Raw genomic sequence first — 14,762 nt, forward strand, 5'->3', positions numbered from 1 at the left:
GCCCATGTCCAGGGTGACTGCCCAATCACGGCGAGGACGGCCGCCCATGGGGTTTTCCCCTTTTTCGGGGAAAACCTCCGCGTAGTCCTCGTTCTCGGTGAACCCGTACTCGAACATCTGCGCGGCCCACGTCGTGAAGTCCCGGTTCACTTGCAGGAACTCGTGGAGGTCCCGGAGGCTCGCGACTTGCTTTCCGCCGTGCTCGCGAATAGGTATGATCGCAGTGCTCAATTGATTTCCTTTCTGGGAATGTGAAACCCCGCCAGCGGCTACTGGCGGGGTTTTCTGCTTGGTTCGAACGTATGTAACTGGGTTGCAATCGTCCTAGCACTGCCATAATCGGACGGGCGTCCGGTAAGGCAAAGAAGCTAGGAACGACGAAAGCCACCTGCGGCAACAGGTGGCTTTTGGTTTTCAGTGGTAGGTAGGATTGCGCTGATGTGTACTTTGGTCTTGTGAACTAGGGGTTTAAATGGGCGAATTCTTGACCTCATATTGGAAGGCGCAACTCACCCAAGGATTAGACGAGGTGAAACCAAGGCCAGGTTTCGAAGTGGTGACCATGATCGTGACGGTGAAGGCATACCCTGCGATTGGCCGCAAGAACGGGGAAGGCGTTTGTGTTGCCGGAATTAGAATAGACACCCCCAGTCCGCAGTGGATTCGGTTGTTTCCTGTGAATTTTCGCGGGCTGGACGAGATCCATCAGTTCAAGAAATGGCAGGTCATCAGATTGAGGGTGCAACGTGGCACCTCAGATCGGAGGGCGGAGAGTTACACGCCTGACTTGTCGACATTGCAACTCGGGCAGCTCGTAGATACACAATCAGGAACTTGGGAACGACGGTGGCAAATTGTAGATGGACTGATTGATACGTACACCGCCTGCGAGTTTCACAGCGCAGGGAGGGCGAAAGGTCAAGCCGCGCCGTCCCTGGGTCTCATAACTCCGGCAGAAATCAAGGGGCTAGAGGTCGGGCTAAATCCTGACTATCTCAATCAAGGATCCCAGAAACATGAGCAACTAAGCCTATTTGGCGAACCAGTGAAGTTTCTTGAACCGCCTCCATTCATTGCTAAGTACTCCTACACGTGTCGGGAACCGTCTTGTCGAGGACACGACCAGACGTTGATTGACTGGGAATCCGGCGTGTTTGCGCGGAAAAGAATCCAAGCAGTGGGGCGTGAAGCTGCAATGGTGGAGCATCACGACAAGTTCCTCACGCAGTTATGTAGTCCAAGCAATGACACCAAGTTCTTTCTTGGAAATCAGCACAACTATCCCCATGGGTTCTTGGTGTTAGGAGTCTTCTACCCGAAAAAGGGTAGCCAACCGGCCGCTACTCTAGATTTCTAGCTTGCTCAACTTCCTCGACGTGATGGCTTCGATAACTGGCGCCCTGTGGCAACGGCTCTCTGACATCTCGTAGCAGAGTAGAACCACGGGGCCTTTTGTGAGTAACTCAAGAACCCTGTCGATCGCTGCCTCTGCCGCGGGTGCGGACAGTACAGCATTCTGGAAGTGCTCAATCGCCCTTGAGTGGGCACTGCTTCCAGGGTCTTGGAAGCCAGCGCGGTTCTCTTTTGGGTTTCCAAGTTCGGGGAGATGTACATATGAGGCACCCAACGCTTCAACCGTCGCAGCGAGAGCCTTCTTTGAGAAGCCCTTTTTCCTCGAAATCGGATTCAGTCGAATATCTACGAGGGCAACTACTTGGGAGGTGGTGAGATAGCGCTCGAGGTCGTCGACTGACTGACCTTCGTAACCCCACCCTGAAAGCTTGAACGTGCCAGAAACCATGCTCTCCACCTTAATGGATGCCCGATGCCTAGAATGGCAATCTGCATGTTGCCTGACTCTCATGCTGCTTGCTCCTTCATAACGTTGTTGATTGCTGTGCGTGCGGTGGGGTCCGAGTGGAAGATCAGATCGTGCAGCCGCTCAGGGTTGAGGGACTGGATATGTGCGAGGTTCCGGCAAAACCAACGCTCGGACTGGTTTGGGTAGGTAGCGGCTAGGTACTTCACTGCGTCCCTCTTCGACATCGCTTTAATGTCGCTCTGCAACTGCGCATGGGGGAGCGCTGGGATTTCGACAGCACTAAGCACTGTGAAAACCTCCGATCGTAGACCAGTAGGGGTGAAACAGGGGGGAGGGGTGAGCGAAACGCTCTAAGCGGCTAGGTGAGCCTGGTCAAGTGAGGCGATGGCCGTTTCTGCGCGAATCACAACTTCTGAGAGTGCTAGGCCGAGAGCTGCTGCCACTTCGGCTGTGTCTCCCCAGCTCATCTTGCGTTGACCGTTCAAGCGGTAACCTAGAGCCCTCTGGGAGATGAACAACTTGTCTGCCAAGTCTGTTTGTGTGATCTTCTGTCGAGCCATCTCTGCACGCAGTTCTGCGGCGATCTGTTCGGTAATGTTCTTAGTTGCCATGGGAACAATCTAAAAGTTTTCTTTTAACAACGCAAGCGAACTTTGCGTGTCGTTCGAAAATGTTCTAGATTGGACGCATGGCAACTAAGGGTGTATCAGATATCGAGTTGGCGATCGCGGCTGTCGTTCGTGCAGAGATGGGCAAGCGCCGCCTCAGCGCAAACAAGTTCGCAAAGACGCTCGGCATGTCCCAGCCCGCCCTCAGTGCGAAACTACGCGGAGAAACCAAGTTCGGAATCCAGGACCTGGTGGACGCAGCGGAAGCATTCGGGCTGGAACTGTCGTACCTCATCGTCGCAGCTGAGAAACAGCTAGCGTCAGACCCTTCGGCTATCTTCGGACTAGCGGCTGAACAGAAGTCTGAGGCGAACGAATCCCAGCAGGAACGGGACCAGGACACACCATAGAGGTAGCAATGGAACAACTATTCGCTTGCGCGGAGGTGCTCGGTGTCGAAGTTAGGCACTCGCCAATGGAGGACCGCGCTGGCGTCTACTATGACGACTTGAAACTCATTGTCATTGACCCGAGGCTTTCCCAGGAGGTTGAGGAATTCACTCTTGCTCATGAGATAGGACACGCATACTACGGACATAGGGGAGAGTCGCCCCTCGAAGAAGCCTTGGCTGACGAGGTGGCGGCAGCGTTACTCATTCGGAGCCATGACATGTGGGAGTGCTCTGGACTCTCTGACGGACCGCACTATGCGGTGCAAGAGCTTGGCGTAAGTTCACGTGCAGTTGAGGCGTATACGCGGATCGCGAGCAAGAGATCGCTCTTGGGGAGGATCCACAACGAGGTGTTGCGCCCAGCGCTTCGCCAGATAGGGGAGCCTCAGAGAGGCTGCTTCCTATAACAAAAAAGAAGGCCCCCACTCAAACTAGTGGGGGCCGTTTTTGTGCGTGAAATCTGGTGGTAATCAAGGGTGTTGGGGGTGTTTTGCCTGGTCAGCGGGAAAGTGGTTACCAGTGGTAACCACAGTAACCACTTTTGCGGGGAAAACAGGGGTTCTCAGGGGGGTTACGGGTTCTTCCGTAAGTGCGTTTTTCCTTGTAAACTCAAGGGAAACACCGGTTACCCTGTAACGGGTTCGAATCCCGTTACTCACCCCAAATGGGAGAGGTTCAAACCCTCGACAAGAGTCTCCACTCTTTGTCCGGGTTGAACCTCTCTTTTTTTGTTGCCTCATCCCGGCCTCGAGACCGTTGCATTATGGATGCTCACGAAGTCGATCGAAGATCCGAGGGCAGCCTGGGGCTGTCGACCTGCCCAAACGTCCCGCTAGCAAAGTGCGCGAACAGGAATACGCTGGAAGTGAGGTGATACCTCGGGGTAGGTGAACTGGAAAGACGGAGTTCCGCCTCGTGCTAGCCCTGAGATCTAGCAGCCTCGCAACCTACATAGGTACAGCGTTGTTCCAGGAGGATCAGTGAACCCGATTCAAACGCGTGGCTTGTCTAAGAACTACGGTGCGTTTCCCGCGCTCGTGGACCTTGACCTTGAGGTCCAACAGGGCGAAGTCTTCGGCTTTCTGGGGCCAAACGGTGCCGGTAAGTCCACACGATCCGATTGCTCATGGGGGAACTGAACCCCACTGCCGGCTCGGCCACGGTACTTGGTGCGTCACCTCGCGATGTTGCTCACCGCGCCAGGCTCGGGTACCTGCCACCCGACCTCGCACTGTGGCCGGCGATGACGGGCCGCGACACCCTGAACTTTTTTGCGCGACTGCGCGGCGGCGTGGACTGGAAGTACGTGGACTCGCTTGCAGAGCGGCTCGATGCCACGCTGGACAAGCGTGTGGGAGAGCTTTCCACGGGCAACAGGCAAAAAATCGGCCTGATTTCCGTGTTCATGAATATGCCCGAACTCCTCATTCTGGATGAGCCCAACGCCGGGCTCGACCCGCTCGTGCAGCACGAGTTTTGGGCCATGATGCGGGAGGTCGCTGATGAGGGCCGCACGGTGTTCCTCTCCAGTCACACGCTGTCCGAGGTGGAGCGTGTGGCGGACAGGGTCGGAATCATTCGAAAGGGAAGCCTGATCGCAGTTGAAGAGGTCGCGGCACTTCGGCGTAAAAAGACCCGTCGGATTGAGATCGACTTTGACGGAACGCTCAAGTCCTCGGACCTAGCGGAAGTGGATGGAATCAGGGATCTGAGCCTCCTGCACGGCCGGCTTGAACTCAACTTTGACGGCGACATGTCACAGCTTCTCTCCACGGTGAGTTCCCTGGTGCACCTGCGTGACATCCACACCCAGGAGGCAGACCTCGAGGACATTTTCCTCACGTACTACCAGGACGAGTCATGAACGTTCCGGTCTACCGTCGCGCGCTCGGGGTGGGATGGAAGGGACTGCTGATCACCGCGGGTTCGGTCGCGCTCATGCTCGTGCTTGGCCTCTCGGTGTACGGAAGTTTCGACCTGTCCATCTATGATTCTCTGCCGGAAGCCTTGCGCGCGCTGGTGGGAATCCCAACACACGCTGACCCGGCGCTTATGGCGTACAACGAGATGCTAGCCGCCATCGGCGCGCTCGCTTTCGTAGGCGTTGCCATCGCGATAGGGGCGCAGGCCGTGGCCGGGGAAGAGAGCGACCGGACTCTCGCCCTCACGCTTGCCAACCCACTGACCCGTGTGTCCTACGTGCTCAGCCGGGCTGCTGCCCTGGTCACGCTCCTCATCGGTGGTGGGCTGCTGCTGTGGGCGATCGCCGAGGCTGCCCCGCGAGTCATGGGGATCGAGGTGGGGCAGGCCCACCTGTTCGCGCTCGTACTCCACCTGACCTGCGCTGCCATCTTCCACGGCATACTCGCGCTCTCGATCGGCGCGGCGATTGGCGGCAAGGGAGTTGCCGAGGGCGTTGCCTCCGGCGTCATGGTGCTGGGGTGGCTCGGGTCGAGCCTGCTCCCGATGTGGCGCGAAGGATCCGCGGAGTGGTTGCCCTGGAACTGGTTCAATGGATCGCAGCCGTTGGTCAACGGGGTGAGCGTCAAGGACATCGCGTTGCTGCTTGGCGGGGCGCTCGTGCTCCTCATTCTCGGGACCACGGTGTTCCGCTCCCGGGAGCTGCGCCTGCTTGACCCGGGCTCAAACCTCGTTTCTCGACTGCGCGAGATGCCGGCCCTGGCCAAGATCCTCGCCCCCACGGGCAAGGGCTCGTCCTTGCTTGGGCTTCGTCTTGCCGCACAGCAGGTTCTGGTGGGCTACGTCGTGTTTATCTTGGCCGTTGTGATGGGGTTCGGCATGCCGTTCATGTACCGCGCGATGGGCTCAACCATCGGCGACTTCTCGGCATCGTTCCCGCAGACAATGCTCGACATGTTTGGTGGCGGATCGCTCGCCACCATAGCCGGCTTCATGCACCTTGAGGTCTTCGGGATAGTCGCACCCGCCGCCGTCATCGTTGTCGCCGCGGTTGCCGCGTCGTCCGGAATCGCGGGCGAGGAACGCTTCCGGCGGATGTCGCTCCTCCTCGCACAGCCGATCTCCCGAGCACGCACGTACTGGACCGTGGTGGCGGCCATGGCACTGTACGTTATGTTTGTGTCGGTCGCGCTATTTCTCGGCACGTGGGCGGGGACTGTAGTTTCCGGGCAGAGTATCCAGCTCAACGACTTGTTCCACGCAGTCCTCCTGCTCACGCTTCTGGGGTGGTTTTTTGGCGCGCTCACGCTATTGGTCGCGGCGGCCACGGGCCGCAGTTCCAGCGCTGTGTGGTCCACGACTGCAATCGCCGTCGCTACATATTTTGGCTACACGCTCCTGCTCGCAGCCGGTCACGAAGGCGCCGGGTGGTGGTCACCGTTCCGCCCTTACCTCTACGGCCCGCCGCTCATGGAGGGCATGGAATGGTGGCAGCCCGTCTGGCTCGCGCTCGGAACGGTCGTCCTGGTGGTCGCGGGGTGGCCGCTTTTCGCTCGCCGCGACATCCGCATTTCCGCAGGCTAGACATGGCGCTGGGTCCCGAGCCGTAGGCTCGGGACCCAGCGCCATGGTGCCAAGGTGCGGCGCGCTGGAGGCGGCCCAGAATCGTCGTTCATTTTATTTACGACGATTCACGCATGTACCAGCACCATCGCCGCAGAGCAGGGGGCTACTTTGCGGTGCGACCTATGCGCCAGGGGCACGATTCGTCCCTCTTGAGCAGTGGCCAGAACGCCCACTACATGATGAGTCCGACACCGACGCCACCGATAACGCCAGTGATGGAGTCAGACAGCCAGTGTGCGTTGATGAGCGTGCGCTGCCAGATCATTCCTGCGCAAAGGAGAAAGCCGATGACCAGCCAGATGCGCCGCATGCCCACCTTAGCTGCCGGGATCAAAGCCATGATGACCACGACTAAGACACCCATGGACACTGCGTGTCCTGACCGGAATGAGCCGTGGTCCACTGTGAACAGAGGCCCGTAGAGGCCCGCTGCCTCGTCGGCGGCTGGGCGTGGGCGGTCAACCAGGTTCTTGGCCAGCTGCGATACCAGGCCGGTACCCGCAAACGAGGCAGCTATGACAAACAGGCCCGACCTCCAATGACCAAAGATCATGAGGGCCACGGGAATGATGATCAAGGTGAAGAGGGAACCCAGAGGTTGGCCGAACTGCTGGAAGAACATGGCAAGCGGGCTGTTCGGCAGCGAATCCTGCGGCGAGCTGCCCATGACGCCGCGCCACGCATCATCGAGCGGCTGGGTCCAGGCATTGGGCAGGGTCAAGAGAAACGAGATTCCCATTGCGGTGAGGAAGGCGAGCGCCGCAACGCCCCAGATGAGAAGGTTACGGGGACGGGGGGGGGAGGTGATCTCATCGGTGAGGGTCGCTTGCCCGGACTGGGCGTCCGTAGGGGAAGTCTCCACATGGAGGTCCTTTCTTTGGTGTCGCAGGGGCGGGGAAGGCAGATGCCGGTGGTGTTTGCAGTTGTCGTGCTTGGCAGTGCAGGTGAAACCGAGCGACGCGCCACAGCGTTTGTGCGCGGCGGTGTGAAGCAGATGGGGCTGCGGTCCGTGTAGCGCTCGGACTCCAACGTCCGACCTACAGGTACGACCTATCGAAGGGATGCAACCGAAGCGTATGCATTTGGCAAGGTGTATGACGGCACGTTGTACACGCGGCCCGTCTTCTCGCTCTGGGTGTAGCGAGGCCAGGTGGGCTCGTTCCCTTGGATAAACCGGACGGCGTCGGCGTGTAGCTCATCCGCGAGCTGCTGTGGTGGGTTTTCCCCTGCAAGTGGAACCATGGATGGGCCGTCAAGGCAGTCAAAGAAGAATGGAACGTCGAGGCAGTGCTCGGCAAAGCCAAAGGTTCCCGACGGCCAAGAGAAGCGGTAGATCCAGGTTGGTGCGGATCCGCGAGCGTCCGCAATATTGAGCACTGCCCTGCGGAACATGAGATCTGTAAGAATGCGCCCGGCAAGGTTCGCCTTACCCTTTGCGGCAACATCCGCATTGTCCGCGAGGTACTGCTTGCGAGCGTGCTTAGGAACCCCAAACTTGCCCATGAGGATCGAGCGAGGAACCCACCGTAGGATCTTAGCGGCGTCCCCCATGGCCATCGTGAACTCGTCGTCCGTAGAGCCGATGACGAGTTGCTTATCGGAGCCGACTCCCATGCGCAGCGACTCGATGGTCGGACGCATGATGAGGTCGCCATCCACGCAGGGGCCCAGTCCGAGCCCTTCCTCTATGATCTCCGTTAGCTTGCTCGGGTCCATCTTGGTGGCGTCCTTCTGCACCACGAGGTGTTCGGCCTCGGTCTTGGTGGACAGGCCAGCGCGTGTGGGCTCCACGCCGAGTAGCCCGGCGTACTTGCGGCTGAACTCCTCAGCCTTTGCCAGCGGCGTGTCCGCAAGTGCGCCCGAAATGGCAATGACGCCGCGGAAGAGGTGCTGAGCCTTCTCCATGCCGAGGAGAGTAAGTACGGCACCGCCGCCAGCGGACTGGCCAGCAATGGTCACCTGTCCGGGGTCACCTCCGAACAGCGAAATGTTGTCCTGGACCCACTGGAGTGCAGCGAGCCAGTCCCGAACACCGCGATTTGATGGGGCATCTTCGATCCAGCCAAAGCCGTCGAAGCCAAGACGGTAGGACAGGGTAACAGTCACCACGGAGTCGCGGTTGAAGTTCCGGCCGTCGTACCAAGGGCTCGCGGGTGAACCTGCGAAGTAGCCACCACCGTGGATCCACACCAGGACGGGAAGTCCATTGCCAGGCGCCGCCTGGGTTGGAGTAGGGGTGAACACGTTGACGTTGAGAGTGCTCTCGCCCTCGATCGAGGGCTCGGGGATTAGCGTGACACCGGGGGCGCCGCGCTGTGCGGTTGCGCCAAAGGCGAGTGCGTCGCGCACACCCTCCCATGGCGCAACCGGAACAGGTGCGTCGAACCGGTTATCGCCAACTGGCGGCTGTGCAAAGGGAATCCCTAGGAACGCGGCTGACTTTTCTAGTCCACGTCCTCCTGTGGTGTTACGCCAGCGACCGCGAACTGTCCCGGAGTGAGTGTCAACGGTGACGAACTCCGAGGTGGACTCTGCTCCGGAGACGATGCCGTCTGGGGTGGGGAAGTCAGTGTGTTCCATGTTGATTCCTTGAAATTTCAGTTGATGCCGTGTTGGTGCCGAGTTGGTTCGACCGAGCGATCGGTTTGGTTAAGACGAGAGCTAGCGAACGCTACGGATTGGAGCGATAACGATGGCGCCGATGATGACAAAGATAATCGCGAACACGAACAGTGGCGCGTAGCCAAACGCAGTGATGATCATGCCTGCAATCGCCGGACTCATTGCCTGGTGAATGTTCGTGGCTACGTTCAAAATACCAAGGTCCTTGCCGGCGTCGGTGCCCTCGCTGGGGAGAACCTCGGTCATGAGCGCGGCGTCAACGGACATGTAGAGGCCGAAGCCGAGACCGTTGATGACGGCCATGGTGATCATGCCAGTCATGGTCGGCATGATGATGGGCATCGTCAGGCCAACAACCATTATCGCGGACGCTACGTAAATGAAGATCTTGCGCTTCCCAACTTTGTCACTCCACAGACCAGAGACCACGATCGCGATGATGGAGGGGAGGAAACCCGCAAGTGCAAGGGTCACGACTGCCTTCTGCCCCGCCTCGAGCGACATGCCGATGTAGTCGGTCAGCAGGTAGAGCTGGTAGGTCATGACGACGAAGTACCCGAGGATGAGCGCAAAGCGAGCCGCGAACGCCCACGCGAAGTCAGGGTGCTTCTTTGGGTTGACCCAGAAGCCCTTAAAGAAGTGCCCCCACTTGAATGGCGACACGGATGGTTCTCTGGAGGACCAGTCGTGTTTGAGCATTGCAAAGAGGATGGCGGTGGCGATGACTGCGATACCAAAGGTGCTATAGCCCAGGCCCACCTTGGTTCCCTTAGCGCCCGCAAGCATAACGCCAGCGGTCATATCGAGCTGCATACCGAGGCCCATCATCGCGCTCGCAGTGCCACGCTTGGAGCGCGGGAAGCGGTCTGCCGTGATGGTTGTCAGAGGCGCTTGCAGGAAGTTCAGGGCAACCTGGATGACCATCCAGAACACGGTGACCAACAGGGTGTCCTTGAGGGACCTGATGCCAAGGAGGAAGAGGCCTCCCACGAACGCGCCCATGAGCATCCAGGGATTCGGCGGCCAAACTTGGAGCGAGTCCTGTCGCTCAGCGCGCCGGCGATGGGCTGGGCGAAAAGAGTGAAGATGAAGGACGTGGTGGTGACGATCGCAAGGTTTGCAACCTTGTTCGCCTCGTCAATCAGTGCAACCTAGGTGGGCAGCAGAATAGAAACGAGGCCCCCGTAAGTTGCAAACAGTGTGAGGGAGGACAAAAGCAGGCTTGGGAGCAGCCTCTTGTTTGCCGGTGGGCTGACTGCCGGGCCGCCTGGAACGTTTGCTAGCCACTCCGTTGAGGCAGCGGTGCCTGAAGCGGATGGCTGTTCGCCATCCGCCGCTGAGGGATGAGTTGAAAGTGATATGGCTGTTCCTCATTGAACATAGGTGCGGTTCACTCGACGTCGAGTGAACCGAACTCAAAACCAAACGCTGTACGGTTTTGGATGTGGAACGAGAATGGCAGAAAAGTTTCCCGGTGGCAAGGGCTGGCCTCCCCGTAGTTGTGGCCTCAACTACGATGGGGGGAATGACAAGAGGTGGTGGGTATGCAAAAGGCGTGGCCAAGCGCCAGGAAATCCTTGAAACTGCGCTGGAAGTTGTGGCTGCTCAGGGCTGCCGTAATGCATCAATTCGGGACATCGCCGAGGCCGCGAACTTGAGCCCTACAGGGTTGCTGCACTACTTCGGATCCAAGGAAGACCTCTTTGTAGCGATCATCCAGGAGAGGGATGCCAAAGACGGGCTGCGCGCTCCCGAAGTCGACTATATGACCCAGTTCCTTACCGTGATGCGGGAGAACTCGAAGGTGCCGGGGTTGGTCTATCTGTACTCGCTACTTTCAGTTGAGGCCGCGGACCCCAATCACCCCGCGCACACTTACTTCGTAGCACGGAGGGACATGGTCACCCAGCTGGCAACAGAGGTGATCGAGGGGCCCAAGAGCGGGGAGAGATGCGCTCGGATCTCACCCCAGAGTGGATAACTAGGGCGATGCACGCGCTAGCGGATGGGCTCCAGAACGCGTGGCTGATCGACCCCACCGTGGACATGGCCGCGGACATCGAACAGTTTGTTGCGCTTCTGCGTCCGTGAGGCCAGCGTATTCATCCGTGGCGCCCCGGTGTCACGTCCCTGAATGCCTTAATTCTGGGGCTAATATTGCGGTAAAGGAAAGTTTGATGAGGAGGTCAAAATGAGCGCCGAAAAACACACCCACGAAGGCACCAAACTTGGAGTCGACGCTTGGCTGGAAACCAAGGAAAAGGACGTTGACGCCGATTCCTTCGGTTCCGCAGCGCGCATCCTTGCCGGCGAAGAACCCCTCGACCCTGAGGGTGAACCTGAAGACTGGCACACGCAGCACAAGCACACTGAACACAAGTAGACGTACAAAGACTGGAGAACGCGTGGGACCGGCAGCCCTGCACAGCGGACGCCCTTCATTGGGGACGTCTGTCTACGACATCGTCAAGGATTTGCAGGCTGATGTAGAGTCCCTCGCGTTCCCCATTTCAGTTGACGGAGCCGCTCAAGCGGCCGAGCAGCGCACGCTTCTACTTGCGCAACTCGAAGACCACCTCATCCCAAGGCTTGCGGAGCTCTCCACACCCGGCATCATCGTTGTCGCGGGCTCTACCGGCGCCGGAAAATCCACGATCACCAACTCACTCGTGGGCGAAGATGTGAGTGCAGCAGGGTTGCTGCGTCCCACAACGGTTGAGCCCGTCCTAGTGGTCCACCCTCTTGACGAGGAGTTGATGCGCGCGTCTTCGCTCGTCGAAGCCGTCAAAATTGTCACGCATGAGGCAGTTCCTCGTGGAATCGCGATCCTCGACGCCCCCGACCTCGACTCCGTCCGCGACGATAACCGGGCAACCGCCCGGCGGTTGCTTGAGAGTGCGGACCTGTGGCTCTTTGTCACCACGTCACGCAGGTACGGCGATGCGCTCCCATGGAAGACGCTGACAAGCGCCACGGAGCGTGGTACGTCTGTCGCGATGATACTCAACCGTGCCCCCAAAGCATCTCTGGCCGACGTTCGAATGGACCTCCTGACCAGATTGCGCGAGCACGGCATGGAACGGACTCCGCTCTTCGTCATTGAAGACATCGGCCCACATGAAGGTCTCCTGCCTGAAGAAGCGGTTCGGCCAGTTCGCAACTGGCTCACAACTCTGTCAGGAGCAGACCAAGCTCGCGCCGTCATCGTGCGTACCTTGAGGGGCTCGCTCGAAGCCCTTCCACCTCGCCTCAACGAGCTGGCGCAGGCCATTGATCAACAGGTTAGCGCCAAAGACCTGATCAACTCGCGTGCCAAGGAAGTTCTTGTTGAGTGTGTGACTGATATTCGCAGCTCGTTTGCGGACAAGGCGCTTCTAGGGGGAGCCGGTGCAGCCCAGTGGTCGCTACTGGCAACTTCGTCAAGGTACGACAAAATCGTGGGTCGTTCCGGATATGCAAAGGGGTCTCCTTTCCTTCGTACTCGCCGGGCGGATTCCGCTGCACGTGCAGAAGAATCATTTAAGGACATCGCGGAGCAGGCCGCACTGGACGTGCTCGCATCTGCGCGCACGCGAGTGAGTGACGCTCTTGCCGGTGTTCGCGGCGGCGAGTTCGTCGAGCTCTCGGAGTTTCCAGACCGCAGCGAGGACGTGCGTTCGGCAGTGGATGACTGGGCTCACCAGCACCATCTACTAGTGAGCAAGTTCCTCGAGACCTCATCATCCAAGCAGGTGGACGCCGCAACGCGGGCACTCGACTCAAAGAGTCTTGACGCCATCACCATTGCCGCGGCACTCGGTGTAGCCCCCGCAGCGGACCTGGCGCGCAGACTCCTTGGAAACGAGATTGAGGACGTGCTCGCCGAGTCAACCGCTGTCCTTGCAGACGAGTATGACCAGTTGATTTTGGCGGAGTACCAGCACATTCATGAGTCGCTCGCACGATTGGATCTTGAAGAGGGTGCGTCTGCACGCATCCGAGTGCGCGTGGCAGAACTCAAGGCGCTGCGCTAAACCAGCAGTGGAGGGATAACCAATGGGTACACAGGACGAACAGGCATATCGCGCGCAGGTGGCACAACTGCGCGCGGCACTTGAGATTGGCAAGCCGTACCTGCCCATCGAACTGCTCAAGCAGGGATACGAGTCGCTTGGCTCAATCGAGAGACGCCTCGACCTCGGAGTTGACCACACAATCGTCGCTCTTGCTGGTGGCACCGGTTCTGGCAAGTCTTCGACGTTCAATGCGATCTCGGGTCTCGAGTTCGCTGACGTAGGTGTCCGTCGACCAACCACGGCACGGCTTGCGTCCTGCACGTGGAGTTCGGACGCAACGGAACTGCTTGACTGGCTCGAGGTGGATCCCGACCGGCGTATTTCACGCGACACCGCCCTTGATGGTGCGGACCAAGCTGCACTTCACGGAATGATCCTTCTGGACCTGCCGGACCACGATTCTGTAGCTGAACACCACCGGGCCATCGTAGATAAGGTCCTCCCACTCGTTGATGTCTTGATCTGGATTGTTGATCCGCAAAAGTATGCCGACGAGGCGCTTCACGCGGGCTACCTGCGCTCGCTCGTTGGATCTGAGGCATCCATGATTGTTGCGCTTAATCAGATCGACACGCTTCCCGCCGGCGGCCTCGGCACAATCACGAGCGATATTTCCCGCCTGCTCACGCAGGACGGACTGGAGGCGGTCGAAATTCGGGCCATTTCGGCGCGCACGGGTGAGGGCGTCGCTGAAATCCGTGAGGACCTGCGCAAGGCGGTGTCCCGCCGTACTATGGCATCACGACGGTTGCGGGATGAACTGGCCAAACTCGCACGAGCAATTGCCCACCACACTCCGCAGTCCGTCACAACTGAGCTTGAGGGTACCGTGCAGTGGGAAGCCGAACGGTACCTCGTTGCAGCTGGTATCCCAGCGCTCGCTGACGAGATTTCCGAGCACACAGCGCTCCGCACGGGCAGGCCCGTCCCATCCGTGGCGGCGCCTTCACTTGCCTCTCTCAACGGACTGAGGGGTCGCTGGATCGAGCGAGTCACGCTCAATATGCGTAAGCCCTTCGCACACGAAGTCAGCCAACGTGCGGGCAGTTCAGAGGAACTGGCCACCCGATTGGCTCAGGTCTCTTCTGAGGTCGATGTTCCGTGGGGAGCCCCCGAGGGCGTCTCTCGCACGTGGACGTGGATTCTCGTTGCGCTCGCCGGCGTCGTTGGTGTGCTCGCGCTACTGGGGTTGGCGGGGATCGTGCTCACCCAAGCAGTGGGAGCGGGGCTGTTGCTCGTGGCTCTCGTGCTCGCCGCAGGTGCGTGGTTCGCGGATCGGCAGTTCGCCTCCAAACTCAGGAGTGAAGGCAGGGAACGTGCGCACGAGTTCCGGCAGAGTGTCGCGGACGCGTATGCCGGCGTGGTGTCTGAGGTCCTTATCGAACCCATTCGACCAATTCTGGATGACCACCGAAAGATCTCTGCCCTGACATTCGGGGTGCTAAACGCCAGTGGTGGCTCGGATGAACCTGAGGGAGAACGAGACCCTGTTGGAACTGGCCGTCACGCAACCGCCAGCCCGGCTGAGGTGGATCACCCACAAGTAAGCCTGTCAGCTGCTGAAGGCAAGAAATAGCATGGGCCGGTTTTCCACCGGCACCTAAGTGCTGCCACGGTCCACTGTTTTTAGGCAATGCGCACGCCCCATCCAGCGGGG

At 59.2% G+C, this 14,762-nt stretch carries 17 protein-coding genes; 10 read left to right on the forward strand and 7 right to left on the reverse strand.

What is annotated here, in order from left to right:
• Nucleotides 1-231, reverse strand: a 231-nt coding sequence (locus tag HGSM_RS09505; RefSeq protein ID WP_040595049.1) for an antA/AntB antirepressor family protein, incomplete at its 3' end; no start/stop codon positions are given.
• Nucleotides 232-472: 241 nt separating this feature from the next.
• On the opposite strand from HGSM_RS09505, the gene HGSM_RS09510 reads away from it, so the two are divergent.
• Nucleotides 473-1,357, forward strand: a complete 885-nt coding sequence (locus HGSM_RS09510) for a hypothetical protein (RefSeq protein WP_019148523.1) — start codon at nucleotides 473-475, stop codon at nucleotides 1,355-1,357.
• Here HGSM_RS09510 and HGSM_RS09515 read toward each other — a convergent pair.
• The 3 genes from HGSM_RS09515 to HGSM_RS09525 all read right to left on the reverse strand — a co-directional run bounded on the left by HGSM_RS09515 (nucleotide 1,346) and on the right by HGSM_RS09525 (nucleotide 2,433).
• On the reverse strand, nucleotides 1,346-1,801 hold the full coding sequence (locus HGSM_RS09515) for a DUF488 domain-containing protein (RefSeq protein ID WP_040594926.1): 456 nt from the start codon (nucleotides 1,799-1,801) through the stop codon (nucleotides 1,346-1,348). The two genes, HGSM_RS09510 and HGSM_RS09515, sit on opposite strands and share 12 nt — an antisense overlap.
• Before the next feature lie 59 nt (nucleotides 1,802-1,860).
• Nucleotides 1,861-2,046, reverse strand: a complete 186-nt coding sequence (locus tag HGSM_RS09520) for a hypothetical protein (protein WP_154646307.1) — start codon at nucleotides 2,044-2,046, stop codon at nucleotides 1,861-1,863.
• A gap of 126 nt (nucleotides 2,047-2,172) precedes the next feature.
• Complete coding sequence (locus HGSM_RS09525; protein WP_019148526.1) at nucleotides 2,173-2,433, reverse strand: helix-turn-helix domain-containing protein; 261 nt, start codon at nucleotides 2,431-2,433, stop codon at nucleotides 2,173-2,175.
• Nucleotides 2,434-2,510: 77 nt separating this feature from the next.
• Here HGSM_RS09525 and HGSM_RS09530 point away from each other — a divergent pair, with 77 nt between their 5' ends.
• From HGSM_RS09530 to HGSM_RS09545, 5 genes are all read left to right on the forward strand, one after another.
• On the forward strand, nucleotides 2,511-2,840 hold the full coding sequence (locus HGSM_RS09530; protein WP_019148527.1) for a helix-turn-helix domain-containing protein: 330 nt from the start codon (nucleotides 2,511-2,513) through the stop codon (nucleotides 2,838-2,840).
• An 8-nt stretch (nucleotides 2,841-2,848) separates the two neighbouring features.
• Entirely contained in the window at nucleotides 2,849-3,289 is a 441-nt protein-coding gene (locus HGSM_RS09535) for an ImmA/IrrE family metallo-endopeptidase (protein ID WP_019148528.1), read from the forward strand.
• A 573-nt stretch (nucleotides 3,290-3,862) separates the two neighbouring features.
• The gene (locus HGSM_RS14955) at nucleotides 3,863-4,021 is read left to right on the forward strand and encodes an ATP-binding cassette domain-containing protein (RefSeq protein WP_019148529.1); all 159 of its coding nucleotides are present in this window, start codon (nucleotides 3,863-3,865) and stop codon (nucleotides 4,019-4,021) included.
• Nucleotides 4,009-4,746 carry an ABC transporter ATP-binding protein gene (locus tag HGSM_RS14960; RefSeq protein ID WP_019148530.1) on the forward strand — a complete coding sequence of 246 codons (738 nt, stop codon included), beginning with the start codon at nucleotides 4,009-4,011 and terminating at the stop codon, nucleotides 4,744-4,746. The genes HGSM_RS14955 and HGSM_RS14960 overlap by 13 nt, the downstream gene beginning before the upstream one ends.
• Nucleotides 4,743-6,386 (forward strand): ABC transporter permease subunit, encoded by a 1,644-nt coding sequence (locus HGSM_RS09545; protein WP_019148531.1) that lies wholly within the window; start codon nucleotides 4,743-4,745, stop codon nucleotides 6,384-6,386. Before HGSM_RS14960 ends, HGSM_RS09545 begins: the two co-directional genes overlap by 4 nt.
• Nucleotides 6,387-6,600: 214 nt before the next feature.
• Here the strand turns inward: HGSM_RS09545 and HGSM_RS09550 are convergent, their stop codons facing one another.
• The 3 genes from HGSM_RS09550 to HGSM_RS09560 all read right to left on the reverse strand — a co-directional run bounded on the left by HGSM_RS09550 (nucleotide 6,601) and on the right by HGSM_RS09560 (nucleotide 10,052).
• Nucleotides 6,601-7,290 (reverse strand): phosphatase PAP2 family protein, encoded by a 690-nt coding sequence (locus HGSM_RS09550; RefSeq protein ID WP_019148532.1) that lies wholly within the window; start codon nucleotides 7,288-7,290, stop codon nucleotides 6,601-6,603.
• Nucleotides 7,291-7,478: 188 nt separating this feature from the next.
• Nucleotides 7,479-9,008, reverse strand: a complete 1,530-nt coding sequence (locus HGSM_RS09555) for a carboxylesterase/lipase family protein (RefSeq protein WP_019148534.1) — start codon at nucleotides 9,006-9,008, stop codon at nucleotides 7,479-7,481.
• Nucleotides 9,009-9,089: 81 nt separating this feature from the next.
• Complete coding sequence (locus HGSM_RS09560; protein WP_019148535.1) at nucleotides 9,090-10,052, reverse strand: MFS transporter; 963 nt, start codon at nucleotides 10,050-10,052, stop codon at nucleotides 9,090-9,092.
• A gap of 523 nt (nucleotides 10,053-10,575) precedes the next feature.
• Here HGSM_RS09560 and HGSM_RS09565 point away from each other — a divergent pair.
• From HGSM_RS09565 to HGSM_RS09580, 4 genes are all read left to right on the forward strand, one after another.
• Nucleotides 10,576-11,031, forward strand: a complete 456-nt coding sequence (locus tag HGSM_RS09565; RefSeq protein ID WP_230197530.1) for a TetR/AcrR family transcriptional regulator — start codon at nucleotides 10,576-10,578, stop codon at nucleotides 11,029-11,031.
• A 210-nt stretch (nucleotides 11,032-11,241) separates the two neighbouring features.
• On the forward strand, nucleotides 11,242-11,433 hold the full coding sequence (locus HGSM_RS09570; protein ID WP_019148539.1) for a hypothetical protein: 192 nt from the start codon (nucleotides 11,242-11,244) through the stop codon (nucleotides 11,431-11,433).
• A gap of 22 nt (nucleotides 11,434-11,455) precedes the next feature.
• Nucleotides 11,456-13,063, forward strand: a complete 1,608-nt coding sequence (locus HGSM_RS09575) for a GTPase (protein WP_019148540.1) — start codon at nucleotides 11,456-11,458, stop codon at nucleotides 13,061-13,063.
• Between the two features lie 22 nt (nucleotides 13,064-13,085).
• Complete coding sequence (locus tag HGSM_RS09580) at nucleotides 13,086-14,681, forward strand: P-loop NTPase family protein (protein ID WP_019148541.1); 1,596 nt, start codon at nucleotides 13,086-13,088, stop codon at nucleotides 14,679-14,681.
• Nucleotides 14,682-14,762 lie beyond the last annotated feature (81 nt).

Origin of the sequence: Timonella senegalensis JC301, assembly GCF_000312125.1 — a bacterium.
GTDB classification, from domain to species: Bacteria; Actinomycetota; Actinomycetes; order Actinomycetales; family Cellulomonadaceae; genus Timonella; species Timonella senegalensis.